This is a genomic window from Rhodococcus aerolatus (assembly GCF_054783215.1).
On the sequence record NZ_BAAGQZ010000018.1, the window covers coordinates 134,544 to 160,181 of the forward strand.

A 25,638-nucleotide genomic window follows, 5' to 3' on the forward strand; every position below is an offset into this window, starting at 1 on the left:
GTGCCGCCCCCGCCGGCGTGTGACGGCGCCCCCACCCCGGCGGGCCGCCGGGTCCTCCCGTCCGCGCACCGGGTCGCGACCCCGCATGCAGGGGGACGGCACCGGTGGGCACGGAAGCGGTCAGGGGACAGACGTCGTTCGGCTGCGGGGTGTCGGGCTCAGTCGCGTTGGTAGAGCGGGGGCAGCCACTGGGAGGGCTGGCGCTCCAGGCCGCCCACCACGCGCTCCCCGGTCTCGAGCTGCGCCGGCACGGCGTCGGGCCGGAACGGCCGGTAGACGATGACCGTCCCCCACTCCCGGCCCAGGTCGTCGGACAGGTAGCTGGTCAGCGCCCGCCCCTCGCCCAGCAGCCGCGTCCAGCCCAGCGGGCCACCGCCGGGCGCGGTCTCCCACACCACGTCGGTGGGTCGACCGGTCTCGCCCGGCGTCAGCCGCGCCACGGGCACCTCGGCCACGCCGTCGGCGACGGTGAACGGCCGCACGCACGGGAAGCTCGCCCCCACCAGCCAGTCGGGAAGCACCGGGTCCTGCGGGCCCAGGACGCTGGAGAGGGTCGCGACGGGGGGCAGCCGCGGCGCGGTGACGGCGACGAACTTGTCCGGCGAGGTGTCGGCGTCCTCCAGGACGAGCCGCACCCAGGTGGTGCCGGCGGGGATCTCGCTCACCGGGACCCGCAGGGTCCGCCAGGCGGGGCCCCCGGTGGGGTCCTGGAACGGCCGGGTGCCGGTCGCGGTGACCGACCCGGCGGGCCCGGTGCCCAGCTCGAGGTCGAGGCGACCCCCGGGCTGGGCCTGCCCGGTGGGGGTGATGGCGGCGACGGACCCGGCCGCGGTCACGGCGACGACGGGGGTGTCGGGCCCGGGTGTGGGCAGGGCGACCCAGCCGGTGGTGGCCGAGGACGGGCGCTGCTCGCCCTCGGTCCAGCTGCCCAGCACCGTGGTCGTGGCCGGGTCGAGACCGGCCGGGAGCGGGGCCGACACGCTGCTGCCGCCGGCCGCGGTGCTGCCACCCCGGGACGTGGCGTCGGTGCTCCCCCCGGCCCCGGTCTGCGCCGAGCCGGGCTCGAGCAGGGCGGGCGGCACGCCGTCCCGGGTGAAGCCGGTGTCGGCGGGCACGTCGAGCGGGTCGGTGCCGGGGTCCTCCGGGGTCAGCGCCCCGCCGAACGCCGGCTGCTCCACCCGCACGGCGTCGGCCAGCCCGCAGCTGCCGCCCGCCACGCTGCGCAGGTCCTGCTGGCCGATCGTGTACGCGGGCCAGCGCGCCGCGGTGCTGAGCACGAACGACCCGACGAGCCCGGCGACCACGAGCATCGTGACCGCGGTGACGGGGGCGCCGAGCACGCCGCCGACGCGGGCGGGCAGCCGGGGCCGGCGCCGATCGGGCGCGGGCCGCACCCGCAGGTGCTCGCGCAGGGCCACGAGCGCGGCCACCCCGGCGGCGGCCAGCGCGACCGACGACAGGGCCACCCCGGCCACCGCGGGCGGCCGCTGCGCGAACGGGACCCCCCAGGACGACGCGTACCACCAGGCGTTGGGCCCGGTGAGGGCGAACGCGAGCACCACCAGCACGGCGGCCGTGGCGACGGCCCGGTGGCGCACCGAGCGCAGCACGGCCGCGCCCACCGCCACCGTGGCCAGCGCCCCCAGCCCGGCGGCGAGCCCGGCGAAGACCCCGAAGTGGTGGGTCCACTTCGTCGGCGTCAGCGTCAGCGACGCCAGCCCCAGCGCCGTCGAGGCCACCAGCCGCAGCCCCGGCCCGTGCGCCGCGCCCGGCACGGTGCCGCGCCGCAGCACCACCGCGGCGACGAGGACGACCAGCAGCAGCAGGAGCAGCACCGGGTAGCGGCGAGCCAGGCCGCCGTCCGCCCCGCCGGTGAGCAGCGCGGTGTACCGGTAGGGCTCGGCGAACCACGGCAGCGACGGCCCCAGCTCGGTGCGCACCCGGGTCGCCTCGCGCACGGTGGCCAGCGTCTGGTCGCCGAACACCACCACGAGCACGGCCGTGCCCGCGGCCAGCATCGGGGCCAGCACGGCCAGCGCGCCGGACTCGCGCACCCGCTCGGCCAGCATCCGGCTCAGCGGCCGCACCGCCACCAGCAGCACGGCCACCGCGGCCAGCCCCGTGGGCCCGGCGGCGAGCGAGAAGGCCGCCGTCAGCAGCGCCGCGGCGAGCGGCAGCAGGCGGCGCCCCGCCACCGCGTGCTCGACGAGGACCCAGGTCAGCACGACGCCGAGGGCGATGGGCGCCTCGGGGCGCAGCCCGTTGCCGAACGGCAGCCAGAAGGCCAGCAGCACGGCCGCCGCGGCCCACCGCGCGGGCCCCAGGTGCACCGCCGCCCCCAGCCGGGGCAGCACGGCCCGGGTGACCACCAGCCACGTGGCCAGCCCCAGGAGCAGCGCGGGCACGCGCAGCCACAGCGTGGCCGTGCCCAGCCCGACCATGCGGGCGTAGAGCTCGTAGTACCAGCCGAACGGCGCCTCGGGGCTGTTGAACCACCGGTAGTAGTTGCCGATGTACCCGGCCCGTCCCGCGGCCCGGGCCATGGTGGTGAGGTAGCCGTCGTCCGAGGTGGTCGACCCGACGAGCCACCACGCGCCGAGCACCGCCACCACGAGGCCGTCGCTCCAGCCGGGCCGGGGCCGCGGGCGCCGCCGGGGCGCGGTGTGCGCACCGGCGCGGTCCAGCCGGCGCAGCAGCAGCAGCCCGGCCCCCAGGCCGAGCACCGCCAGCCCGGTGGCCAGCAGCTTGAGCGGGGTGGGGGAGCTGTCGTAGCGGTCGTCGACCTCGGCGCGCAGCGACACCCCGGGCCCGGCCGCTCCCCGCAGGTCGGTGAACACCCCCACGAGCTGGGGCCGCACGTCGCCGTCCAGCGTCACCTGCTGCCCGGCCGCGGAGAGCGTCGTCGAGCCCGGCAGGGACGTCACGGCCACCCCGCAGCCCCCGCCGGTGAGGTCGGCGGCGGGCACCCGGAGGGCGGGGATGCCGCGCAGGCTGACCAGCAGGTCGCCGGCCTCGCGGCGGGCGAGCAGGGCGGTGCCCCCGGAGTCCGGCGCCTCGGGGGGCGCGGTCCCCAGCACCAGGCCGTCGTCCCCGACGGCGCGCACCGCGTCGCAGGACACCTCGGCCCGCAGCTCGACGGGCGTGTAGGCCACCAGCGGCGCGGTCACCTCGGCGTAGCTGCCCTGCTGCGGCCACGCCAGGGCGGTGGTGTGCTGGCGGACGGGGAGCAGCGGCACGGCCACGGCCAGCACCGCCCCCAGCAGGGCCAGCAGCGCGGCGGCGAGCGCGAGGGGGGTGCCGCGGGCGCGCGGTCCCCGTTCCCCCTCCTCCACGGGGCCAGACCCTAGTCGTGCACGACGCCGCAGGTCAGCGCGTCGCGCCGACCGACGCGGTCCGGGTGGACGGGGAGTCGCCGGTGCCGGTGCTCCCGTCGGGCCGGGGCCGGTGACGCAGCGTCCAGACCGTGATCACGACGAGCAGCAGCGTCCACGCGATCGCGGTGCGGGAGAACGCGAGGTCCTGCGAGCGGTTCGGCGCCTGCGGGACGGTCCACAGGTCGTAGGCGAAGAAGCCGTAGACGGCGAACCAGGCCAGCGGGTTGCGCAGCGGGGAGTCCGCCCGCCGGGCCACGAGCAGCAGCGCGGGCAGGAACGTCATCGAGTAGTACGTCTCGCTCAGCGACGAGGCCAGGTACATCGCGGTGAGCAGGGTCAGGTACTGGGTGCCGGTGCGGACCACCGGGTCGACCACGTGGCGCAGCCGCCACACCACCAGCAGGGCGACGACGAGGACGACCCCGCGCACCGCGGTCAGCGCCAGCTCGGGCACCCCGAACCGGGTCCCGACGGCCCACAGCGAGCTGTTGATGTCCGGCCGGGCCGTGAGCAGGTTGGGCACGGTGACGTCGAGGAAGTCCTGCCGGGCCGGCACCAAGAGGAACCCGACCACGTTGGCCACCGCGGGGATGGCCACCGCCCACGCGATGGTCGACCAGCCGCGGCGCAGCAGCGGGATGAGCAGCAGCAGCACGAACAGCGGCTTGATGGCCAGGGCGATGCCCAGCAGCACCCCGGCGAGCACCCACCGGCGCCGCGTCTCGGCGAGCAGGAAGCCGGCGCCGAGCGCGAGCAGCAGGGTGTTGTTCAGGTTGCCGAACAGCAGCGTCAGGGTCAGCGACTCGGTCAGGGCGAACCCGAGCACCACCGCGGCGGTGAGCGGGCCCAGCAGCCGGCCGCCGACGAGCTTGACCGACAGCGCGACCCCGACCAGCGCGGCCAGGACGGACAGCGTGTTCCAGACGAGGAAGCCCGGGTCGTGGCTGAGCAGGCCGAAGGGGGCCACGACGAGCAGCCCGCTCGGGGTGAGCAGGAAGTACGGGTCGGCGTAGACCGAGACCCCGTCGACGAAGCGCAGCGCCCCGTCGTGCAGCGCCCGGAAGTCGACGTCGTTGCGCACCTCGAGGTAGGAGCGGAACACCAGGTTGCTCATCACCATGACCGCCAGCGGCCACAGCACGGCCGAGAGCGCCTTCGACGTCGCGGGGCTGACGTCGAGCAACGTCCCGCGGCGGGAGGCCCCCGATGAGCGGGGGGCGGCGTCGTCCGACGTCGCGGGGCGGCCGGCGTCCACGTCCTGGGCTGCGGTCACGCCGACCGACGATAGCAACCCCGGCGCCGCCGTCGGGCCAGGTCGGGCGGCCCCGGGGGGCGGTCCCGCTACTGCACCGCCACCCGGTCGCGCGGGTCGGGCAGCCACATCGGCCCGGTGGAGGAGAGCCCGCCCGTGGTCTCGGTGCCCCGCTCGACCTGCGCGGGCACCGCCGACGGGACGATGGGCACCAGCTGCTGCAGGGTGCCCCAGTCGCGGTTCCAGTCGTCGCGCAGGTAGGTGGGCACGGTCTGCGGCTTGGCCAGCAGGTCGGTCCAGCCGAGCGGGCCCCCGCCGTAGCTGCCCTCCCACGCCTCGACGGCGCCCTCGAGCTCCCGGTTGGGGGTGATGCGCAGCGCGGGCACCTCGGCCACCCCGTCCTGCGCGCGGAACGGGCGCTGGCAGGGGAACGCCAGGCCCACGGCCCAGTCCAGCAGCACCGGCTGCTCGGAGCCGACCACCTGCTGCAGGGTCTGCAGCTGCGGCACCCGGGGCCCGGTCAGCGCGATCCAGGAGTCGGGGCTGAGGTCGTCGTCGACCACCTTCAGCCGCACCCAGGTGGCGTCCGGCGGGGCCTGGTCCAGCGGCAGCCGCAGGTTGCGCCACGACGTCGTCGGGCCGGGGTCGAGCAGCATGGTCGAGGTGGTCGCACCGATCGACCCGACGGCCCCGGTGCCGAACTCGACGGTGAGCCGGGGCCCGGGGGTGACGTTGCCGTCGGCGTCGACGGAGCGCACCGAGCCCGCCGCGGTCACCACCAGCAGCGGGCGCTCGGCGTCGCGCGGCGGCAGCGCGTACCAGGCCGACGTCAGCGTCGACGTCTGCTGGATGCCGGAGACGTAGCTGCCCAGCACCGGGGTGACGCTGGGGTCGAGGCCGAACGGCAACGACAGCGACGCCGAGCTCGACGCCGAGCCGGACCCCGCGGTGCCGCGCTGCGAGGCGTCGGTGGACCCGGAGCCGTCGCTGGTGCTCGTCGTGCCGCCGTCGAGGGTGGGCGAGACGGCGTTGGGGGTGAAGCCGGTGGACTGCACCCGCCCCAGCGGGTCCGGCCCGCCGACGTCGGGGCTCAGCAGCCCGGAGAGCGGGTCGGTCTCGACGAGCACGGAGTCGGCCAGGGCGCACGGGTTGCCGGCCAGCGCGGCCACGTTGCCCGAGCCGACGGTGTAGGCGGGGTAGCGGTCGACGGCCGCCTTCGCGAACGCGAGCACCTCGGCCACCACCATGAGCCCGGCGACCACCGTCAGCGGCGCGGAGGCCAGCCGCAGGGCGCGCCGGCCCGCCCGCGGCCCCCGCAGCCGGGTGCCGAGCCGGGCCGTCCGGGCCCGGCCCCCGTCCGCCCGCGCGGGGGCGGCCCCGCGCAGGTGCTCGCGCGCGGCGAGCAGGACCAGCACGGCCACCACGGCCAGCAGCGCGGTGCTGAGCAGGAAGCCCTTGACCGACGGCGGCTTGTCGAACCACGGGATGCCGAGCCCGGAGACGTACCACCACGCGTTCCAGCCGGTGGCCGACAGGGCCAGCACGAACACCAGCGCGGCGGCGAAGACCAGCCGGTTGCGCCGCGACCGCAGCGCCGCCGCGCCCACCGCCAGCGCGGTCAGCGCCGCGAGCGAGCCGCCGATGCCGGCGAACGCCCCGAAGTGGTGGGTCCACTTCGTCGGGGTGAGGGCGAGGGCGAGGAAGGAGCCGGCCATCAGCGCCACCAGCCGCTGCGACGGGCCGCGGGCCGCGCCGGGGATGCCGCCGCGGCGCAGGCTCACCGCCGCGCAGGCGGCCAGGGAGAGCAGGACGACCAGGACGGGGAAGCGGCGGGCCAGCGAGCCGTCGGCCGAGTCGTTGAACAGCGCGGTGTAGCGGCTGAGCTCCTGGTACCAGGCCAGGCTGGGGCCCTGCTCGTCGCGCACCCGGGTGGCCTCGAGCACCGCGGCCAGGGTCTGGTCGCCGAAGACGACGAGCAGCACGCCGAGCCCGGCGGCGAGCAGCGGGGCCAGGGTGGTCCACCGGCCCAGCTCCCGGGCCTTGAGGCTGATCAGCCGCACCAGCGGGCGCAGCCCCACCAGCAGCGCCACCAGGCAGATCAGCCCGGTAGGCCCGGCGGCCAGCGAGAACGCGGCCACCAGCAGCGCGACGGCCAGCGGCAGCAGCTTGCGGGTGGCCACGGCGCGCTCCACCGAGCACCAGGTCAGCAGAACCCCGAGCGCGATGGGCGCCTCGGGCCGCAGCCCGTTGTCGTAGGGCAGCCAGAAGGCGAGGAAGACCGCGGCGGCCGCCCAGCGCGCCGCCCCGCTGCGGCCCACGGCGCGGCCCAGCCGGGGCAGCACCTCCCGGCTGATGACCAGCCACGTGGCGACGGCGATGACCAGGGCGGGCAGCCGCACCCACACGCTGGCCGTGCTCACCCGGGCCATCCAGGCCAGCACCTCGTAGTACCAGCCGAACGGGGCCTCGGGGGAGCCGAACCAGCGGAAGTAGTTGCCCATGTACCCGCTGCTGCGCGCCGCCCGCGCCATGGTGAGCAGGTAGCCGTCGTCGGAGGTGTTGGCCCCGATGACGTGCCAGACGCCGAGGACGGCCACCACCGTCAGGTCCCGCGGCCCCAGCCGCCACCAGCCGCGCGGCAGCACCTTGAGCCGGCGGGTGCGGCTGTCGGACTCCAGCACCGCCAGCGCGGCCAGGGAGCCGAGCACGGCGAGGCCCCCGACGACGAGCGCGGCCAGCTTGAGGCCCGTGGGCGCGGTGGCGTAACGGGTGTCGACCTGGGCGTCGAGCGCGAGGCCGTCGGGCACGGCGCCGGTGAGGTCGGTGAACACCCCGACGACCTGGGGCCGGTTGTCCCCGTCCCGGCTGCCGGTGACGGGGCCGGTGGTGGTCCCCACCGTCGCGGTGGTCCCGTCCCGGGTGGCCTCGACGACGAGGGTGCAGCCCGGGGCGAGCCCGGCGACGGGGGTGGTGAGCAGGGCGTCGTCGCGCTGCACGACGGTGAGCGACCCGCTGACGACCGAGATGATCATGCCCTGGGTGGTGGCGCCCGGGGCGGTGGGCGGCACGGTGGAGACCGCGACGCCGTTGCTGGTGGCGAACGGCGTGATGGCGGCGCAGGGCACGGTGACGCGGAGGTCGACCGGGGCGTAGCCCACCAGCGGCGCCGTGACCGGGGTCAGCGAGCCCGCCTGCGGCCAGCTCAGCCGCGCGGTGGTCTGGGTGACGGGCAGCAGCGGGGCGGCCAGCGCGAGCACGGCCCCCAGCAGCCCCAGCACGGTGGCCAGCAGGGCCGCGCGGGAGCGGGCTCGGCGGCCCCGCAGGGTCGGCTCCTCGCCCGGGGCCGGGCCGTCGTCGGCCGGGCCGCGGGTCGGCTGCCCGACGCTCAGCGCCACGGGACGGTCACCACCACGAGGCCCCAGGCTAGCCAGGCGGGGGTGGGCCCGGCGTCAGCCACGGCGGGTCACCACGACGAACGGGCCCACCGCGGTGCTGGTGAACGCCGGGTCGGAGAACAGCGAGCGGGGGAAGGCGACGGTGTCGAACACGACGTTGGGGCTGTCGGGGAAGGTGTCGCGCGCGAGGTCGAGGGTGAGGCGGTCCCCGTCGGCGCGGAGCACGAAGGCCGTCGGCGGCGGCCACGGGCTCGCGTCGATCTCGGCGAGCAGCTCGGCGGGGGAGCTCGCCCCCGCCCACCGCTGCACCGCCTCGCGGCGGGCGACGTAGTCGGCGTGCGGGTTGGCGTAGTGGGGGGTGACCTGCTGGAACCCGCGGTACGGGTAGTAGGCGAGGAAGCCGTAGGCCCCGGTCAGCACCACCGTGTCCCGGCGGGGCCCGAGCGCGGCGAGGAGCGCGTCGATGCGCGGGTAGGTGGCGGCGTCCGCGTCGACGCCGCCCGCGGCGCGCACGCCGTCGGCCCCCGGGTCGGTGTAGGCCAGGGCGACGTCGCTGCGCAGCGCGCCCGGCACCGCCTGGGCGACCCCGACGGCGAGCAGGACGCCCAGCACCGCGAGGGCGGGGCGCACCCGGGCGGGCAGGCCGGGGGACTGCCGTCGGGCGAGCGCGAGACCGAGCCGGCCGGCCTCGAGCAGGCCCAGCCCGCCTGCCGCCGCCAGCAGCGACTCCAGCGGGACCAGCAGCCGGAACCCCAGCAGGGTGGAGTCGAACAGCAGCCAGGCCAGCGAGAGCACCGTCCAGGCGTAGAGCACGACGACGGTCAGCCCCAGGGCCGCGGCCACGTCGGAGGAGCGGGCCCGCAGCACCAGCCACACCGTGCCGACCAGGCAGAGCAGCCCGACCAGGGTGGGCTGGGCCATCGGCAGCGGCAGCGTGGTGCCCTCGGCGGGCAGGAACCGCTGCGCCACCCCGTTGGCGGGCTCGCCGGACAGCACGGCGAGCACGTAGGGCGCCCACACGGTGAGCGCGACCAGCGCGGCGGGGACCCCGACGACGACGAGCCGGCCGAGCACGGGCAGCGCGGCCCGGGCCCCACCGGCCCGGACCCCGGGCACAGCGACGACCACGGCCATGACGACGACGGCGAGGGTGAGGACGCCGAAGTACAGGGTGTACGACGTCGCGGCCAGGCCCAGGAAGACCCCGGCGGCGAGCAGCGCGCCGCGCCCGCCCCGCCGGGCCCGCAGCCCGCGCCAGGCGAGCACGAGGGCGGGGCCGGCCAGCAGGGAGACGACCGCGCCGTAGGGCTCCTGCGCGCCCCCGCCGCCGAGCAGCACCACCGCCGACGCGGTGGCCGCGACGAGGGCGCGCCGGGGCCCGAGCACCGCGGACCAGGCCACCAGGGCGGCGACGGCGGCGACGGCCAGCGAGCCGATCGCCCACGGCTTGTAGGCCTCCCAGCCCGGTAGGCCGGCGAGCGCGGCCAGCCGGCCCCCGACCCAGAACCACCCCGACGGGTAGAACGGGGCGAGGCCGGCGTAGTTCATGTCCGACAGGGCGGGGGAGTCGGTCAGCCGGGTCAGCAGCTGGGTGCGGAACTGCTGGTCGACGCTTACCCCGCCGAGATACAGCCGGGTGCTGCCCAGCGGCACGGCCAGCACCACGGTGACCAGGGCGGACAACGACACCCAGGTCCCCACCGCGCCCACCCGGCGGTGGCGCCCCAGCAGCCACGCCGAGGCGCCGAGCGCGGCGAGCACGCCCACCACGGCCAGCGTGGTCAGCGCGGTGTTCGCGGTCGAGGCGGTGGGCAGCGGGACGGGCAGCACCGCGACGACGGCCTGCACGGCCACCGTGGTCACCCCGGCGACGAGCACGGCCAGCACCCCGGTGCCGACCGTGCGGGCGCCGGACCGCCCGTCCGCGCCTCGGTCCGCGACCCGCTCCCCGGCCGCGGCCCCTGCGGGGGCCTCGGCCGCGCGGCTCACAGCGGCAGGCGCCGGAAGACCGGCCGGGGCACGTGGCGGAGCACGGACATCACGGCGCGCATGGGCGCGGGCGCCCACACCAGCGCGGTGCCGCTGCGGGCGGCGTCGACGGCCACCTCGGCGACCTGCTCGGGGGTCTGCGCCAGCGGGGCGGCGTCCATCCCCTCGGTCATCTTCGACGCCACGAATCCGGGGCGGACCACGGTCACCGAGACGCCGTGCTCGGCCAGCGCCTCGCCCAGGCCCAGGTAGAAGCCGTCGACCCCGGCCTTGGAGGAGCCGTAGACGAAGTTGGACCGGCGCACCCGCTCCCCGGCCACGCTGGACAGGGCGATGATCGTGCCGTGGCCCTGGTGGCGCATCCGCTCGCCGAGCAGCACGCCGACCGAGACCGGGGCGGTGTAGTTCACGGTGGCGAGCTCGACGGCCAGGGCCTGGTCCTGCCACAGCGCCTCGGCGTCGCCCAGCAGGCCGAACGCGACCACGGCCACGTCGACGTCCCCGGCCGCGAAGGCGGCGTCGAGGGTGGCCGGGTGGCTCGCGGTGTCGGCGGCCTCGAAGTCCAGCGGCACCACGGTCGCGCCGGCCGACTCGAGCCGGGTGACGGCGGCGTCGCGGCGCTCCGACGGCCGGGCGGCGAGGACGACGCGCAGCGGGGCGGTCGCGAGGTAGCGCTCGGCGATGGCCAGCGCGATGTCGGACGTGCCGCCGAGCAGCAGCAGGGAGCGGGGGTTGCCCACGGCGTCGATCACGAGAGCTCGAGCCTCCTCGACAGGTCGGAGGCGAAGACGCCTCGGGGGTCGACGGCCCGGCGGACGCGGAGCCACTCGTCGATGCGGGGGTACATGCGGTGGAACGTCTCGGCCGTGGTGCGGGAGTCCTTGGCCGTGTACAGCCGGCCGCCGAACTCCAGCACCCGGGCGTCGAGCTCGGCCACCAGCCGGTGCAGGCCGGGCTTGATGGGGAAGTCGACGCAGATGTTCCAGCCCGGGATGGGGAAGCTCAGCGGCGCCCGGTTGCCGGGGCCGAACAGCTTGAACACGTTGAGGAACGAGACGTGCCCGCTGGCGGCGATGTCGGCCAGGATGCGGCGGAACTCGGCCTCGGCCTCCAGCGGGACCACGAACTGGTACTGCAGGAAGCCCTTCGAGCCGTAGGCCCGGTTCCACTCCCCGAACAGGTCGAGCGGGTGGTAGAAGGCCGTGAGGTTCTGCACCTTGCCGCGGTAGGTCCCCGCCTTGCGGAACCACGCCTCGCCGAGCGCGGAGAAGGTCAGCTTGTTGGCCAGGCCGTTGGGGAAGACGTCGGGCAGCGTCAGCAGCGTGGGCGCGTCGAACTTCAGCGGGTCCTTGGCCAGCTTGTCCGGCAGCTGGTCGAGCCGGGCCAGCGAGCCGCGGCTGACGGCGGCGCGGCCCAGCTTGGGCCCGGTGGAGATCGCGTCGAACCACGCGGACGAGTAGTCGTAGTGCTGCTCGGAGCCGTCGGTGTGCAGGGCGATGGTCTCGTCGAGGGTCTGCGTGCGGTCGCCGTCGGCGATGAAGTACGCCGTCTCGGTCTTCGTCATCGCGATGGTGGCCCGCAGGATCACCCCGGTCAGGCCGTTGCCGCCGACGGTGGCCCAGAACAGGTCCGCGACGCCGACCCCGTAGGTCGGCAGCACCGTGTCGTCGTCCGGGGTGAGGGTGTGCACCGCCCCGTCGGCGCAGAGCAGGTCGAGGCTGCGCACGTGGTTGCCGAAGCTGCCCGCGGAGTGGTGGTTCTTGCCGTGGATGTCCGAGCCGATGGCCCCGCCGACGGTCACCTGCCGGGTGCCGGGCAGCACGGGCACCCACAGCCCGAACGGCAGCGCCGCGCGCATCAGGGTGTCGAGGCTGACCCCGGCGTCGACGTCGACCAGGCCCGACTCGGCGTCGATGGAGTGCAGCGTGTCCAGCGCGGTCATGTCGAGGACCAGGCCGCCGGCGTTCTGGGCCGGGTCGCCGTAGGAGCGGCCCAGGCCGCGGGCGATCACGCCGCGGTCGTCCGCCTGCTCCACGGCACGGACGAGCTCGGCGACGTCGGGGGAGTGCAGCACGCTCGCCCGGGTGGGGGCGGTGCGCGCCCAGCCCGTCAGCCGTCGGCTCTCGACCCGCGGCGGCGTCGGCGGGGCCGACGGCGGCGCGGTGACCCCGGTCGTGGACGCGAGGGTGGGCTGGGGGTGCGAGCTGGTGGTCGACATCGCGCCCGAGGCTACCGCCCGGCCGGTCGCGGACCGGTCACGACGGCCCGGTGACCTGGGCGGGGACGGCCGCGACGTGGCGGGTCCCACCGTGGCGGCGGCTCAGCCGACGTCGGCGCGTCCGGCGTACCCGCGGTAGGCCAGGGTCGGCAGCCGGTCGAGCGCCCCGCGCTCGGTGCGCGTGACCGTGAGGTCGACCAGGCCCGGCGGGTGCCGGTAGACGACCCGCTCGACGTGTCCCCACGCCAGCGTCGGCTGCCCACCGGGGTTCAGCGACGAGGGCAGCTCGACGAAGGACGCGGTGCGCGCGACCCCGGCGAAGGTGCCGCCGCCGAACGGGGTGAACGCGTTGTCGGTGATGGCCCCCTCCAGGCCGTCGCCGGCGCGGACCCGGAACTCCGGGGCGGTGACCACGCCGTCGCGCACCGCGGCCAGGCGCGCGCAGGGCCACAGGGCGGCCGAGACCTGGTCGACGAAGACCGGGGCGTCGCCGAGCACCTGCTGGGCCTGGACGGGCCCGTCGCCCGCGTCGACCCGGACCCGGTCGGCGAGGCCGCAGTCCGGCGCCGCCCCGGTGAGCCGGGCGACCGCGGTGGCGGCGTTCGTCGCCGCCAGCGACGGCCCGGGGTGCTGGCGCAGCGGGGCGGCGACGGAGACGACGAGCGCCAGCACCACCCCGGTCAGCGCGGCCGCGGTCAGCACCGCGCGGTCCGCCCCGGGCCCCGAGGCCCGGCCGCGGCGCCGCCGGCGGGCCGACACCAGCACCGCGGCGAGCGCGACGACCAGCCACGGCACCGGGCTGGACAGCGGCACCCCGGCGACGGCGGGGGCCAGCGCCCGGACGTCGACGACCTCGCTGACCCGGGTGTGGTCGCCGAAGAGCTGGCCCCAGTCGGCGAACGGCCGCCAGTCGTTGGGCCCGAGCAGCGCGACGGTCGTCGCCACCACCACCACGCCGGCCGCGACGAGCCCGGCCCCGGCCCGGGCGCGGCGGGGCAGCGGCGGGCGCAGCAGGGCCAGGGCGAGCAGCAGCACCCCGGGGGCGGCCACCGCGCCGAAGTGGTTGACCCACTTGCTCGGGGTGGGGGCCAGCAGGAGCAGCGCGACCAGCAGGGTCAGCGCCGCGCCCCGGGTCGCCGCGGCCGTCCGGCCGCCCCCGCCCCGGGTGGCCACGGCCGCCGCCCCGGCCAGCAGCAGCACGGCCAGGGTCAGCAGCACCGGCAGCCGGGGCAGCCAGGGCCCGCCGAGCAGGGTCTCGTAGTGCACGTACTCCTGCTGCCAGGTGTAGCGCAGGTAGTACCAGGTGCGCACCGAGGTGGCCTCGAGCACGTCGGCCGGGGTGGCGTCGGCCAGGCCCACCGGCACGACGACCGTGGCGGCGGCGACGGCCACCGCCAGCACCGCGGCGGCCGGGCCGCGCCCGCGCGACCGCAGGGTCCGGCCGAGCCACGGCAGCGCCACCACCAGCGGTGCCGCCGCCACCAGCCCGGTGGGGGAGACGGTCAGCGCGAGCACGGCCAGCGCGACGGCCACCGCCAGCGCGACGGGGGAGTCGTCCCGGCGGGCCGCCCGGGTGGCCACCAGGACCCCCGCGGCCAGCAGCACGATGAGCGGCTCGGGGCGCAGGGTGATCCCGTAGGGCAGCCACCACACCCCGAACGCCAGGGCCAGCGCGGCCGCCTGCCGGGTGCGCACCCCCGCCCGGCCCAGCAGGTCAGCCAGCAGCACCCGCAGCAGCAGGTAGGTGCCCAGCCCGTACGCCAGTGGCAGCAGCCGCAGCCACCACAGGCTCCAGCCGCCCAGCGACCCCCAGGCCACGGCCAGGTACTGGCTCAGCACGAAGGGGTTCTCCGCGCTGTCGAACATGTTGACGTAGTTGCCGACGAACCCGCCCGCCCCGGTCGTCCGGGCCATGAGCGCGTACCAGGAGTCGTCGATGTTGACCGGCCCCAGCACGGTCCACGCCCCGGCGAGCAGGACCACCACGGCGTCGACCGGGGAGGGCCGCACCCGCCACCGCCGCCGCGCGGGGGCCCGCCAGGTGCGCCGGGCCACGACGAGGGTGGCCAGCAGCGCAATGGCGTGGGCGAGCAGCAGCACGACCTTGAGCGGGGTGGGGCTGGACTGGTAGCGCGCGTCGACGTGCAGCGTCGCGGCCAGGCCGGTCGCGCCCGCGTCGCCGTCCAGGCCGGTCTCGAGCTCGGTGACCTGGGGGACCGCGAGCCCCGGCGCCGCACCGAGCAGCACGCCGTCGCGGGTCACCCTGGCCCCGTCGGCGTCGGCCGTGACCAGCAGCGGCCCGGACCCGGTCCCCGCCCGGGGGACGGTGGCCACCGTGGTGCCCGACGCCGCCACCTGCACGGTGCCGGACCCGTCGACGGTGACGAGCAGCCCCTGGTCGGCCTGCTCGGTGCTGTTGTCCGGGCCGTTGCTGGTCGGGGGCACGTCCGCGGGCAGGGTGCGCAGCGCCTCGCCGCCTCCCCGGGCGGCGAGCGCGGCCACGGCGGTGGCGGGCAGGACGACCTCGAGCTGCAGGGGCCGGTAGGCGGCCAGCGGCACGACGGTGGAGGTGGGGGCGGTGCCCGCCCGGGGCCAGGTCAGCACCGGGTCGTCGGCGCGCACCGGGCTCAGGGCGGCGCCGGCCCCGAGGAGCACGGTGGCCAGCGCGAGCAGGGCGACGAGCAGCACGGACCCGCGCCGGGGGTTCGGCGGCCCGTCGGCCGGGGGCGGGGCGGGCACGGCGGGGCGCGCCCGTTCCGTCGCCACGCTCACCGGGCCGACGCTAGCAAGGCGGGGGCTGCTCTACCCTCGTCCGCGGTGCCCGTGACCTGCGGGCGACGGCAGGAGGAGCGCGGGTGGCGGGGACGCAGGACACGCAGCCGGGCCCGGCGCTGTCGCTGCGCGACCAGGTGCTGCGCTTCGTCGTCACGGGCGGGCTGGCCGCCGTGGTCGACTTCGGGCTGTACCAGCTCCTGCTCGCCACCGGCCTGCAGCTCAGCGTGGCCAAGTCGATCAGCTTCGTCGCCGGCACCACCACCGCGTACCTCATCAACCGGCGCTGGACGTTCCGGTCGTCGGGCGGCACCCGGGCGTTCGTCGCCGTCGTGGGCCTCTACGCCACCACCTTCGCGGTGCAGGTCGGCCTGAACGCGGTGCTGGTGCGCGTGCTGCCCGAGGCGTGGTGGCGCATCACCCTGGCGTTCGTCATCGCCCAGGGCACGGCCACGGTCATCAACTTCGTGGTCCAGCGCCTGCTCATCTTCCGCACCCCGGACCCGGCGCTCGTCCCCTGAGCGCTCAGGGCCGGTCGAACTGCTCGCGCCGGCCCAGCGAGCGCAGCCGCGCCCACTCCCGGAACCCCGCCGGGTCGCGCCGGGTGACGAGGAAGTACCAGCCGAAGCGCGCCCACTCCTGCGGCACCAGCCGGCGCATGCCCCGCTGCGCGGTCAGGTAGCCGCGGTTGCGGTAGGTGAAGTAGCGCTTGGTCGCGTCCGCCGGGTGCTGGGTGTGCATCCGCCCGCCCAGGATGGGCTTGAACTCGTCGGCGCCGTCGGGGTGCAGGTAGGCGGTGGTCAGGCAGGTGCCGAACGGGATGCCGGAGTTGACCAGCCGCCGGTGCACGTCCACCTCGTCGCCGCGGACGAACAGGCGCAGGTCGGGCACGCCCACCCGCTCCAGCGTGGCCGCGGCGAACAGCGCCCCGTTGAACAGCGAGGCGATGCCGGCCAGCAGGTCGTCGCCGGGGTCGACGGAGAGCTCGCTGCGGTAGCGGCGCCACACCACGCCGCGGCGCAGCGGGAACGCGAGCCGGTCGGGCTCGGCGATGTCGCAGACCACGGGGGAGACCTCGCCGAGGCCGTGGCGGGTGGCGCAGTCGAGCAGCGTGGCCAGCACGGCGCCGTCGGCGGGCATCCCGTCGTCGTCGGCGCACCACACCCAGTCCGCCCCGAGGCTCAGCGCGTGCAGCATGCCGAGCGCGAACCCGCCCGCGCCGCCGAGGTTGCGGCGCGAGGGCAGGTACGTGCTCGGGACGGGCGTGGCGGCGACCAGGTCGCCCACGAGCGGGTCGTCCCCGTTGTCGACGACGACCAGGTGGTCCACCGGGCGGGTCTGCCCGGCCAGCACGCCCAGCGAGCGGGCCAGCAGCTCCCGGCGGCCCATCGTCACGACGACGGCGACCATCCGCGCGCTGTCGTCCACGCGGCGCGACGCTACCGGTCGGCGGTGCGGGCTAGCGTCGCGGCGTGGTGCGGGAGTGGGGCGGGCGGCTGCTGCTCGGCGGGCTGGGGGCCGGCGCGGCCGCCTGCGTGGTCGTCCTCGTCGGACACCTCGTCCACGGCGACGCGGCTGTGGCCGACCTGGTGTCCGACCGGCCGACGGGTGCGCAGGACTTCACGGCGTTCCGGGACTCCGCGGTGGCCCTGCTGCGCGGGGGCGACGTCTACGCCCTGCCCACCCCGGCGTCCCTGCCCTCCCTGGGCCCGCCCCTGCTGCCCGTCCTGCTCGCCCCGCTGGGGCTGCTGACCCCGCTGGCGGGCTACCGCCTGCTCGCCGTGGTGACGCTGCTGTGCGTCGTGGGCAGCGCGGCCGTGGTGGCGCGCTCGCTGCGGGTGCGCCCCGCCGCGGCGGTGGCCGTGCTGGCCGGGGTGCTGAGCAGCACGGCCGTGCTGTCGACGCTGCGGTTCGGGCAGGTGTACGGCCTGCTGGCGGCGCTGCTCACGGCGGCGTGGTGGGCGGGCCGGCGCGACCTGCCCGTGGTGGAGGGCGCCCTGCTCGCGGTGCTGGTGGTGCTCAAGCCGTCGCTGGCCCCGGTGCTGCTGCTGCTCGTGGTGCGCCGCCGCGGCCGGGCGCTGGTCTCGGCCGCCGTCGTCGGGGCCGTGGCGGTGCTGGCGCCGCTGCTGCTCACCGGTCCGGGTGCGCTGGCGACCTGGCTGCGGCTGCTCACCACCCGGCTCGACCCGATGCTGACCTACCCCGCCAACGTGTCGCTGCCCGGCACGCTGGCCCGGCTGACCACCGAGAACCCGTGGGCGCCGCCGGTGCTCGTCGTGCCGGGCGGGGCGTGGGTGGGCACGGCGCTGGGGCTGGCGGCGGTGGTGGCCTCCGCCCTGGCCGCGCGGGAGCGGCGCGCCGGGGACCCGGCGCTGCTGGCGCTTGCCGCCGCGGGGCTGCTCGCCTCCCCGGTGACGTGGTCGACCTACCTGGTGGTGCTGGTGCCGGGCGTGGTGGTGCTGGCGGCCCGCACCGGGCCCGCGGTGGTGGCGGTGCTGGGCCCCGCGGTGCTGCTCAGCAGCCTCGACCCCACGTCGGCGTCACCGTGGGTGCGGCTGGTGCTCGTCGCGCCGCTGCTGCTGACCTGGGCGGGCCTGCAGCTGCTGGCGGCCACCGACGTGGTGTGGCGCCCGGCCGCGCCCCGGGCCGGACCGTCTCAGACCCCCGCGGTGCCGGCCCGCTCGTCGTCGGCGCGCAGCTCGGCCTCCATGCGGTCGACCGCCTCGCCCGCCTCGGGGCCCTTGTAGTGCACCAGGACGTCGCGGATGGAGCCGTGCTCGCGCACCGTGCCGTGGTCGATCCACATCGCGGAGTCGCAGAGCTGGACCAGGAACTCGTCGGAGTGGCTGGCGAAGACGAGGATCCCGGAGCGGGCGACGAGGTCCTGCAGCCGGGTGCGGGCCTTCTTCATGAACTCCGCGTCGACGGCGCCGATGCCCTCGTCGAGCAGCAGGATCTCGGGCTCGATGCTGGTGACCACGCCGAGCGCGACCCGCACCCGCATGCCGGTGGAGTAGGTGCGCATCGGCATCTGCAGGTAGTCGCCGAGCTCGGTGAACTCGGCGATCTCGTCCATCTTGGACAGCATGTACTTGCGCGTCATGCCCAGGAACAGCCCGCGGATGATGATGTTCTCGTAGCCGGAGATCTCCGGGTCCATGCCCACGCCGAGGTCGAACACCGGGGCCACCCGGCCGGTGATCCGGGCGCTGCCGCGGGTCGGCTCGTAGATGCCGGAGAGCAGCCGCAGCAGGGTCGACTTCCCGGCCCCGTTGTGCCCCACCAGCCCGACGCGGTCGCCCTCGGACAGCGACAGGGTGATGTCCTTGAGCGCCTCGACGACGACGACGTTGCTCTCGTTGCGCCCGATCGCGCCGCCGGCCTTGCCGAGGAAGGCCTTCTTCAGGGAGCGGGACTTGGCGTCGAAGATGGGGAAGTCGACGTAGGCGTTCTGCGTCCGGACGCTGACGGGCTGGTTCACGGTCCTCCTAGACCCAGTACGAGACGCGGGAGCGGAAGCGCCGCAGCAGCACCAGCGCCAGCGCGAGGCCGGCCACGGTGATGCCCAGCACGATGTACCAGTGGTAGGCCTTCTGGTCCCCGCCGAGCATGGGGGTCCGGACGATGTCCAGGAAGTGGTAGAGCGGGTTGATCTGGGCGAGCCGCGCCCGGTCGGCGACCTGGCCGCCCTGGGCCAGCAGCGCCTGGTCGTTCCACACGATCGGCGTCATGAAGAACAGCAGCTGCACCAGGCTGAACAGGATGGGGCTGATGTCGCGGAACCGGGTGGAGAGGATCCCGAAGACGAACGACACCCACACCGCGTTGACGGCCAGCAGCGCGAGGGCGGGGATCGCGGCCAGGTCGGTCCACGTCAGCGGCTTGGGGAACACGACGAGCAGCACCACGTAGATGATGAGGTTGTGGCCCAGCAGCAGCAGCTGGCGCCACACCAGCCGGTAGACGTGCACGCTCAGCGGCGCGGGCAGCTGCTTGATCAGCCCCTCGTTGCTGATGAAGACGTCGGAGCCCTCGAGGATGGCGCCGCTGATGAGGTTCCAGATGATGAGCCCGACGGTGATGTGGGGCAGCAGCTCGGCGATCGGCTGCTGGAACAGCACCGAGTAGAGCAGGCCCATGGCGACGGCCGTGACCCCGGTCGCGATGGTGATCCAGATCGGCCCCAGCACCGAGCGGCGGTAGCGCTGCTTGATGTCCTGCCACCCCAGGTGCAGCCACAGCTCGCGCTGGCCGAAGCCCTCGGTGAGGTCGCTGACGGCGCGTCGCAGGGTCCGCGAGTCCGGCCGCGGCGCCGCCGGGAGCGGCGGTGCGTCGCTGGTCGTCGAGGTGGGCACGAGCGTCGAGGGTACCCGTGCGGCTCCCCGGTCCGGCGGGTCCTCGGTGTTACCGTGGCGGCTCGTCCGGGCAGGCACGCCGCCCGCCCGCCGGACCCCTGCGACACCGTGCCGCGCACCGCTCGGCCCGTCGGCGGGTCGAGGTCAGCCGCACCACCCGGGGGAGCACCGCGCACGTGAGCACCGCACACCGCACCGCACGACCGACCCGGCTCGCGGCCGCCGCGCTGCTCGGTGCGGCCGTGCTCGGCGTCGCCGGGTGCGGCTCGAGCAGCGCCACCGCCACCTCGGACCCGGCCACGTCGACGACCACTGTCGCGCCGGCCGTCCCGAGCCCGAGCGCCACCACCAGCACGGCGCCCCCGACGACGGCCGCGCCGGCACCGACCAGCACGGCCCCGACGACGAGCGTGGACCCCTCGTCGCTGCCCACCACGCCGGTGGCGACCACATCGCCGACGGCCGTGCCCGCGCCGGGTGCACCCGGGGCGCCGCCTGCGGTGCAGACCCAGGCCGAGGCGAACTTCGCGGCCACCCTGCAGCAGAACGGGGTGCAGGTCACGCAGGACGGCGGCACCCAGGTCAACCTGGGCCAGGCCGTGTGCCAGGAGCTCGCCCGGGGCGGGGACAAGCAGTCGATCCTGGTGTCGCTGCTCGCCATCGGCCAGCTCGCGCAGGCCAACGGGTCGACCTCGCTCGACCCGCAGCAGTACGCGCAGCTGGTGCTGACCGCGGCCGGCAACCCGGCCAACTGCAACTGACGGCCGAGGACACCGAGGAGGCCCCGTGGTGGCGCTGCCCACCCACCGGCGCGGGACGACCCCCGTGCTGGTCGTGCTCCCGGCGCTGAACGAGCAGGCCAGCGTGGCCGCGGTCGTCGCCGAGGTCAGCCACGCCTGGCCCAGCGCCGAGGTGCTCGTCGTCGACGACGGGTCGACCGACGCCACGGCGGCCGTGGCCGCGGCCGCCGGCGCGCGGGTGCTCTCGCTGCCGTTCAACCTGGGCGTGGGCGGGGCCATGCGCGCCGCCTTCCGCTACGCGGTGCGGGAGGGCTTCGACACCGTCGTGCAGGTCGACGCCGACGGCCAGCACGACCCGGCCGAGATCGGGGCCCTGCTCGAGGCGGCCGAGGCGGGGGCCGACGTCGTGGTGGGGGCACGCTTCGCCGGCAAGGGCGTCTACGCGGCGCGCGGCCCGCGACGCTGGGCGATGCGGCTGCTGGCCGCGGTGCTCTCCCGCATGTCGGGCACCCGGCTCACCGACCCGACGTCGGGGTTCCGGCTGACCGGCCCGCGCGCGCTGCCGGTGTTCGCCGAGCACTACCCCGAGGAGTACCTCGGCGACACCGTCGAGTCGCTCGTCATCGCCCACCGGGTGGGCCTGCGCATCGCCCAGGTGCCGGTCGCGATGCGCCCGCGGGCCGGGGGCGTGGCCAGCCAGTCGCCGTACCGCGCCGCGGTGTTCCTCTGCCGGGTGGTGGCCGCCGTCGCGCTGGCCACCGTGCGCGAGCGCCCCCGGGTGAGCGGTGGCGTGCCCGTCGGGACGGTGGGCTGAGCGTGCGGCTCCTCGCGGTCTCCCTGGTCCTCGTCCTCGTCCTGCTCGGGCTCGTCCTGGAGCTGATGCGGCGGCGCCGGCTGCGGGAGAAGTACGCCGCCATCTGGCTCGTCGTCGCCGCCGGCGCCGTCGTGCTCACCGTCGTCCCGTCCCTGCTCGACGGGCTGGCCGGCCTGGTGGGCATCCAGACCCCGTCGAACCTGCTGTTCCTGCTGGCCCTGCTCGTGCTGCTGGCGATCTCGCTGCAGCTCTCCGGGGAGGTCGGCCAGCTCGAGGAGCAGACCCGCGTGCTCGCCGAGGAGGTGGGCATGGCGCGCCTGGAGCGCGACCGCGCCCGCACCGCCCACACCGAGCTGGCCGCCCGGGTCGCCGAGCTGGAGCAGCGGGCGTCAGCGCGCGCCGAGCAGCCGCGCGGTGCCGCGCCAGGCGAGGCCGACCGCGACGTCCACGGCACGCGTCGCGCCGGCTGAGCCGATCACCCGCGGGTCCAGCCGCGGCGTCAGGGCCCGGGTCCACTCCGCGTCCGGAACCTGCTGCTCGGCCGCCAGCTGCGCCCGCCTGGCCCGGACGTGGTCGCGGGTGCGCCACAGCCACAGCCAGCTGCGCACCTTGCCGCGGCCCCAGCCCTGCGCCACCGCCTGCGCCAGCACGCCCAGCTCGAGGCCCAGCAGCAGCGGGGCCAGCGCGAGCAGGGCGCGGCGCGGCCACAGCGTGGCCAGCAGCACCAGCCGGTTGCGCTCGAGCAGGTACATCTTGGCCGGGTTGCGGGAGAACTCGTAGTGGTGCCGCGCCACGGCGGTGGGCACGCAGCGCGGCTGCCTGCCCAGCCGCAGGCACCGCAGGCTGAGCTCGGTGTCCTCGAGGTAGGCGAAGTAGGCGGCGTCGAACCCGCCGAGCCGGCGCCACAGGTCGGCCCGGAGCAGCAGCGCGGCCCCGCTGGCCCCGGTCACGTCGAACGGGGCGGTGCGCGTCTCCGGCTCGTCGAGCCCCCCGGCCCAGGACACCCCGAGCACGTGGACGGGGTTGCCCCCGCTGTTGAGCAGGGCCGGGTCGGCCGCCAGCCGCACGCTGGCCATCACCGGGCCGGTGCCCGGGCGGTCGGCCTCGGCGAGAAGCTGGGCGAGCGCGTCGGGGTCGAGCTCGCAGTCGGAGTTGAGCAGCAGCAGGTGGGTCGGCGCCGGGGCGTCGTCCGGGTGGTCCTCGAGCAGCACGTCCGCCGCCGCGTTGCAGCCGCCCGCGAAGCCGAGGTTGGCCGCCGACCGGACCAGCCTTACCCGGGGGTCGTCCGCCAGCGCGGGCAGGTCCGCCCGGGTGCAGCCGTTGTCCCACAGCACCACGCGCACGTCCACGTCCTCGCTGGCCAGCACCGAGGCGAGGCACTGCGGCAGGGTCGGCTCGGCCTGCCAGGCCAGCACCACCACGGCGACGACGGGTCGGCCGGGGGCGGTCACGCCGGGACCCCCGGGACGGCGCCGCCGACGCCGCGCCCGGACCGCCCGGCCCGCACCAGCAGCCCCGCGAAGCCGGCGACGGCCACCACCACGCCGGCCACGAGCCCCGCCGTCGCCCAGCCGGGGGTGGCCGGGCCCAGGGTGCAGACGACGAGCAGGACGGCGATCGCGGTCAGCCACACCGCGGCCGTGGCGACCTGGCGGCGGCGGGCCACCAGCGCGGTCTGCACCCCCTGCGCGGCCCCGCCGACGACGGTGGCCACGGCCAGCGCGGCGAGCACCCCGACACCGGGCACCGGCTGCTCGCCGAACGCGATCCGCACGACCACCGGGGTGAGCACCACGGCCCCGACCACCCAGACCACGACCAGCGCGGCCACCGCCCCCACCACCCGGGCGGGCGGGCGGGGCAGTGCACCGGGGCGGGCGGCCATGGCGGGCAGCAGCATCGCCTGCAGGCCGGGGAAGAGCATCACCGGGGCGCGCAGCACGATGGCCACGGCGGCGAACCCGGCGGCCACGGCCACGTCCGGCGAGTCCGCGGTGAGCAGCACGGGCGGCACGTTCCACACCGCCTGGGCGCAGCCCAGCACGGCGACCGAGGCGGCGAGGTCGACCAGCCGGCCGTGGGCGGCCGTGCTGCCGCGCAGCAGGGAGCGGGCACTGCCGCGCTGCGGCACCAGCACCGCCAGCGTGCCGGCGACGGGCCCCAGGGCCATGCCCAGCACCCAGACGCGCACGTCGGCGACACCGGAGACGGTGCACGCCACCGCGGCGAGCAGGATGACCGCCGCCTCGACGAAGAACGAGCGTGCGTAGGCGGCGTAGCGCAGCGACCCGGCCAGCGGGCCCCGCAGCACGTACGACGCGGCCATCCCGGGCATGGCCGCGGCGAGGATGACCAGGACGGCGACGTCCCCGTCCACCGCCCGCAGCAGCACCGGGCTCGCCGCCGCGACGCCGAGCACGGCCAGCGCGGTGAGCACCAGGCTGTGGCGCAGCCCGCCGCGGGTGGCGGCCGCCGCAGCCGCCCGGTCGTCGCCCGCCGCGGCCACCGCCCGGGTCAGCTCGAGCTCGGAGGCCGAGAGCAGGCCGCGGCCGAGCACGTTGAGGACGAGGTAGAAGGTGCTGAACGCGGCGAAGGACGCGGCGTCGAGGGCGCGCCCGCCCAGGGCGAGGGCGAGGTAGCTGGTGCCGGCCACCCCCACCTGGCTGGCGCTGACGCGGACGGCCGAGGTCCAGCGGGCGGTGCTCACGTCGGCGGGGCGGTGGCCCGCACGGCGTAGATGCGGGCCTCCCCGTTGTCGTAGACCTTGCTCAGGCCGGGCGCGGCGTCGAGGTCGGCGAACCCCGGGGGCGGGGCCTGCCGCGGGTCGTAGAGCGGGGTGGAGACGATGACGTAGCGGACGTCGAGCGCGCGCAGGGCGTCGTCGACGGCCCGGTCCTCCCCCGCGCGGTCGACCGCGTCGAGCAGGACCCGCTGCTCCGGGCCGTAGGTCGGCTCGTAGTAGTGCCGGATCTGGGTGCGCACCCCGGTGATGGCGTAGGCCCAGCCCAGGCCGTCGTAGGGCTGGTTGAGCACGGTGCCGTCCTGCGCGCCGGGCAGGCCGGCGAGCACGGTGAACATGGCCTGGTCGGCGGGGGAGATGAGGCGGCCGTCGCGGGCCCGGTCGGCCATCTCGGCGTTGCGGGGCGCGTAGCCCGCGGCCAGGCCGACGGCGAGCACGAGCCCGGCCAGCACCCCGGCGGCGACGAGCCCGCGTCGCAGCGTCGTGCCGTCGGCGCGCCCGGGCGCGCGGCGGACGGCCCAGCCGGCGGCCCGGGCGACGACGAGCACGGCGGCCACCACCGCCAGCCCGGCCATGACGGGCAGCAGCAGGGTGATGACGGAGGTGATGCGGCGCGGGTCGTTGTAGAACACCCCGGTCAGCGGCAGCAGGGCACCGCGGAAGGGCGCGGGGTGGATCGCCGAGACGCACAGCACGACGAAGCCGACCCAGGCCAGCACGAACCACCAGGCCCGCAGGGCCAGCGCCACCAGCAGGCCCACGGCGGCCAGGCCCAGCAGCGGCCACTGCGGGCCGAGCTCGAGCAGGTGGCGGGTGCGCTGCAGCACGGCGTCGCCCATCGCCTGGGTGAGGGTGGTCTGCTCGGGGAAGGTCTGGACGGTGATGTCGGCCTGCTGGCTGAGCACGCCGCCGACCTGGGGCAGCAGCGCGAGCACGGTGAGCACGGCGACGGAGGCGAGCGCGGCGAGGTCGCGCAGCCGGCCCCGGACCGGGCGCCACAGCTGGCCCGCCGCCCAGCGCGCGCCGACCAGTGCCGCGGCCACGAACGCGCCGCTGGGGTGCAGCGAGAACAGCCCGACCAGGGCCAGCACGGCCACCGGGACCCGGCTCGGCCGCGCCGGGCACGAGGAGACCAGCAGCGCGGTGGGCACGGCGAGCGCGGTGGCCAGCAGGCTCGGCATGGCCTGCACCCACACCTCGAGGTAGGGCACCGCGGTGAACGACGCGCTCAGCGCCGCGGCGGCGGCGGCGACCCAGGCGGCCTCGCGGGCGGGGCGACGGCCGCGCACCACCCACCAGGCGAGCGCGGCCGCGCTGACCGGGAGCAGCAGCGCCGGCAGCACCACGATGAGCGTGTTGTAGACGGCGACCGTGTCGTAGCCGGACAGCGGCTCGAGGAACGCGGCCAGGGCGTGCACGGCGTCGGGGTAGAACAGCGGCGCCCGGCTCTCCTGGTTGCGCAGCAGGCCCAGGTCCAGGGGTGACGCCGTGCCCGTCTCCGCGATGAACCGGATCGTGTTCGCGTGCCACTGGGCGTCCCACTGCTGGGGCACGTCGTGCAGCGAGAGCCGGCGGAGCATGGTGATCAGGGCGGCGGCCGCGCCGAGCGCGATCCCCGCCGCGGGCACGCCGACCTCGACGGCCCCGCGGGGCCCGCCCCCGGCGGCACGGTCCGGGCCCCAGCGGCGGGTGAGCGGGACGGCCAGGGCGGCGGCGAGCGCCACGGTCACCGCGAGGACGGCCAGCGCGGACCACCACGCCCAGCGCACCCCGAGCACCCCCAGGGTGACGGTGCCGATCCCGACCGGGCCGAGGGTGAGGGCGGGTGAGCAGACGAGCGCGACGGTGACGGGGAGCCGCGCGGCCAGCCCGACGATGACGCCCGGGACGACCAGCAGGGCGGTCGCGGCGAGACCCAGGACGACCAGGCTCACCTCGAGCCACCCCCTGCCCCGCCGCGGTCGGCCGTCACCGGACGGGGTGGCGGCG

The 25,638-nt window shown here is 76.7% G+C and carries 18 protein-coding genes; 5 read left to right on the top strand and 13 right to left on the bottom strand.

Features of this window, described 5'->3' with window-relative positions:
• Positions 1-158: 158 nt before the first annotated feature.
• The 7 genes from ACYVOF_RS08110 to ACYVOF_RS08140 form a co-directional block, all read right to left on the bottom strand.
• On the bottom strand, positions 159-3,332 hold the full coding sequence (locus tag ACYVOF_RS08110; RefSeq protein ID WP_460865427.1) for an arabinosyltransferase domain-containing protein: 3,174 nt from the start codon (positions 3,330-3,332) through the stop codon (positions 159-161).
• Positions 3,333-3,366: 34 nt separating this feature from the next.
• Positions 3,367-4,647 (bottom strand): glycosyltransferase family 87 protein, encoded by a 1,281-nt coding sequence (locus tag ACYVOF_RS08115; RefSeq protein WP_460865429.1) that lies wholly within the window; start codon positions 4,645-4,647, stop codon positions 3,367-3,369.
• Between the two features lie 68 nt (positions 4,648-4,715).
• Complete coding sequence (locus ACYVOF_RS08120) at positions 4,716-8,021, bottom strand: arabinosyltransferase domain-containing protein (protein WP_460865431.1); 3,306 nt, start codon at positions 8,019-8,021, stop codon at positions 4,716-4,718.
• Positions 8,022-8,075: 54 nt separating this feature from the next.
• Positions 8,076-10,010 carry an arabinofuranosyltransferase gene (locus ACYVOF_RS08125; RefSeq protein WP_460865432.1) on the bottom strand — a complete coding sequence of 645 codons (1,935 nt, stop codon included), beginning with the start codon at positions 10,008-10,010 and terminating at the stop codon, positions 8,076-8,078.
• Positions 10,007-10,762 (bottom strand): decaprenylphospho-beta-D-erythro-pentofuranosid-2-ulose 2-reductase, encoded by a 756-nt coding sequence (locus tag ACYVOF_RS08130; RefSeq protein ID WP_460865434.1) that lies wholly within the window; start codon positions 10,760-10,762, stop codon positions 10,007-10,009. Before ACYVOF_RS08130 ends, ACYVOF_RS08125 begins: the two co-directional genes overlap by 4 nt.
• On the bottom strand, positions 10,759-12,228 hold the full coding sequence (locus tag ACYVOF_RS08135; RefSeq protein ID WP_460865436.1) for an FAD-binding protein: 1,470 nt from the start codon (positions 12,226-12,228) through the stop codon (positions 10,759-10,761). The genes ACYVOF_RS08130 and ACYVOF_RS08135 overlap by 4 nt, the downstream gene beginning before the upstream one ends.
• Positions 12,229-12,330: 102 nt before the next feature.
• Positions 12,331-15,000 (bottom strand): arabinosyltransferase domain-containing protein, encoded by a 2,670-nt coding sequence (locus ACYVOF_RS08140; protein WP_460865438.1) that lies wholly within the window; start codon positions 14,998-15,000, stop codon positions 12,331-12,333.
• Between the two features lie 83 nt (positions 15,001-15,083).
• On the opposite strand from ACYVOF_RS08140, the gene ACYVOF_RS08145 reads away from it, so the two are divergent.
• Positions 15,084-15,521 carry a GtrA family protein gene (locus ACYVOF_RS08145; protein ID WP_460865441.1) on the top strand — a complete coding sequence of 146 codons (438 nt, stop codon included), beginning with the start codon at positions 15,084-15,086 and terminating at the stop codon, positions 15,519-15,521.
• Positions 15,522-15,525: 4 nt separating this feature from the next.
• Here the strand turns inward: ACYVOF_RS08145 and glfT1 are convergent, their stop codons facing one another.
• Positions 15,526-16,410 carry a galactofuranosyltransferase GlfT1 gene (gene glfT1 / locus ACYVOF_RS08150; protein ID WP_460865525.1) on the bottom strand — a complete coding sequence of 295 codons (885 nt, stop codon included), beginning with the start codon at positions 16,408-16,410 and terminating at the stop codon, positions 15,526-15,528.
• A 62-nt stretch (positions 16,411-16,472) separates the two neighbouring features.
• Between glfT1 and ACYVOF_RS08155 the strand changes: the two genes are divergently transcribed.
• A complete protein-coding gene (locus tag ACYVOF_RS08155; protein WP_460865442.1) occupies positions 16,473-17,747 on the top strand; it encodes a glycosyltransferase family 87 protein in 1,275 nt (424 codons plus the stop codon).
• Here ACYVOF_RS08155 and wzt read toward each other — a convergent pair.
• Entirely contained in the window at positions 17,657-18,481 is an 825-nt protein-coding gene (wzt, locus tag ACYVOF_RS08160) for a galactan export ABC transporter ATP-binding subunit Wzt/RfbE (protein WP_460865444.1), read from the bottom strand. The two genes, ACYVOF_RS08155 and wzt, sit on opposite strands and share 91 nt — an antisense overlap.
• 7 nt (positions 18,482-18,488) lie before the next feature.
• The gene (gene wzm, locus ACYVOF_RS08165; protein WP_460865446.1) at positions 18,489-19,355 is read right to left on the bottom strand and encodes a galactan export ABC transporter permease subunit Wzm/RfbD; all 867 of its coding nucleotides are present in this window, start codon (positions 19,353-19,355) and stop codon (positions 18,489-18,491) included.
• A 176-nt stretch (positions 19,356-19,531) separates the two neighbouring features.
• Here wzm and ACYVOF_RS08170 point away from each other — a divergent pair, with 176 nt between their 5' ends.
• From ACYVOF_RS08170 to ACYVOF_RS08180, 3 genes are read left to right on the top strand one after another with little or no spacing between them, the layout of a single operon-like run.
• Positions 19,532-20,116, top strand: a complete 585-nt coding sequence (locus ACYVOF_RS08170; RefSeq protein ID WP_460865448.1) for a DUF732 domain-containing protein — start codon at positions 19,532-19,534, stop codon at positions 20,114-20,116.
• A 25-nt stretch (positions 20,117-20,141) separates the two neighbouring features.
• The gene (locus ACYVOF_RS08175; protein WP_460865450.1) at positions 20,142-20,909 is read left to right on the top strand and encodes a glycosyltransferase family 2 protein; all 768 of its coding nucleotides are present in this window, start codon (positions 20,142-20,144) and stop codon (positions 20,907-20,909) included.
• A 2-nt stretch (positions 20,910-20,911) separates the two neighbouring features.
• The gene (locus ACYVOF_RS08180; protein WP_460865451.1) at positions 20,912-21,379 is read left to right on the top strand and encodes a DUF2304 domain-containing protein; all 468 of its coding nucleotides are present in this window, start codon (positions 20,912-20,914) and stop codon (positions 21,377-21,379) included.
• Here the strand turns inward: ACYVOF_RS08180 and ACYVOF_RS08185 are convergent.
• Genes ACYVOF_RS08185 through ACYVOF_RS08195 form a run of 3 tightly spaced genes read right to left on the bottom strand, consistent with a single transcriptional unit; the run spans position 21,299 to position 25,583 of the window.
• Positions 21,299-22,360 carry a glycosyltransferase family 2 protein gene (locus ACYVOF_RS08185; protein ID WP_460865453.1) on the bottom strand — a complete coding sequence of 354 codons (1,062 nt, stop codon included), beginning with the start codon at positions 22,358-22,360 and terminating at the stop codon, positions 21,299-21,301. The two genes, ACYVOF_RS08180 and ACYVOF_RS08185, sit on opposite strands and share 81 nt — an antisense overlap.
• Complete coding sequence (locus ACYVOF_RS08190) at positions 22,357-23,616, bottom strand: hypothetical protein (protein WP_460865455.1); 1,260 nt, start codon at positions 23,614-23,616, stop codon at positions 22,357-22,359. The genes ACYVOF_RS08185 and ACYVOF_RS08190 overlap by 4 nt, the downstream gene beginning before the upstream one ends.
• Positions 23,613-25,583 (bottom strand): DUF6541 family protein, encoded by a 1,971-nt coding sequence (locus ACYVOF_RS08195; protein WP_460865457.1) that lies wholly within the window; start codon positions 25,581-25,583, stop codon positions 23,613-23,615. The genes ACYVOF_RS08190 and ACYVOF_RS08195 overlap by 4 nt, the downstream gene beginning before the upstream one ends.
• Positions 25,584-25,638 lie beyond the last annotated feature (55 nt).

Bases quoted from the DNA above. Each gene is read 5' to 3' on its own strand.
- ACYVOF_RS08135 (WP_460865436.1), bottom strand. From the start codon at position 12,228: ATGTCGACCACCAGCTCGCACCCCCAGCCCACCCTCGCGTCCACGACC.
- glfT1 (WP_460865525.1), bottom strand. From the start codon at position 16,410: ATGGTCGCCGTCGTCGTGACGATGGGCCGCCGGGAGCTGCTGGCCCGC.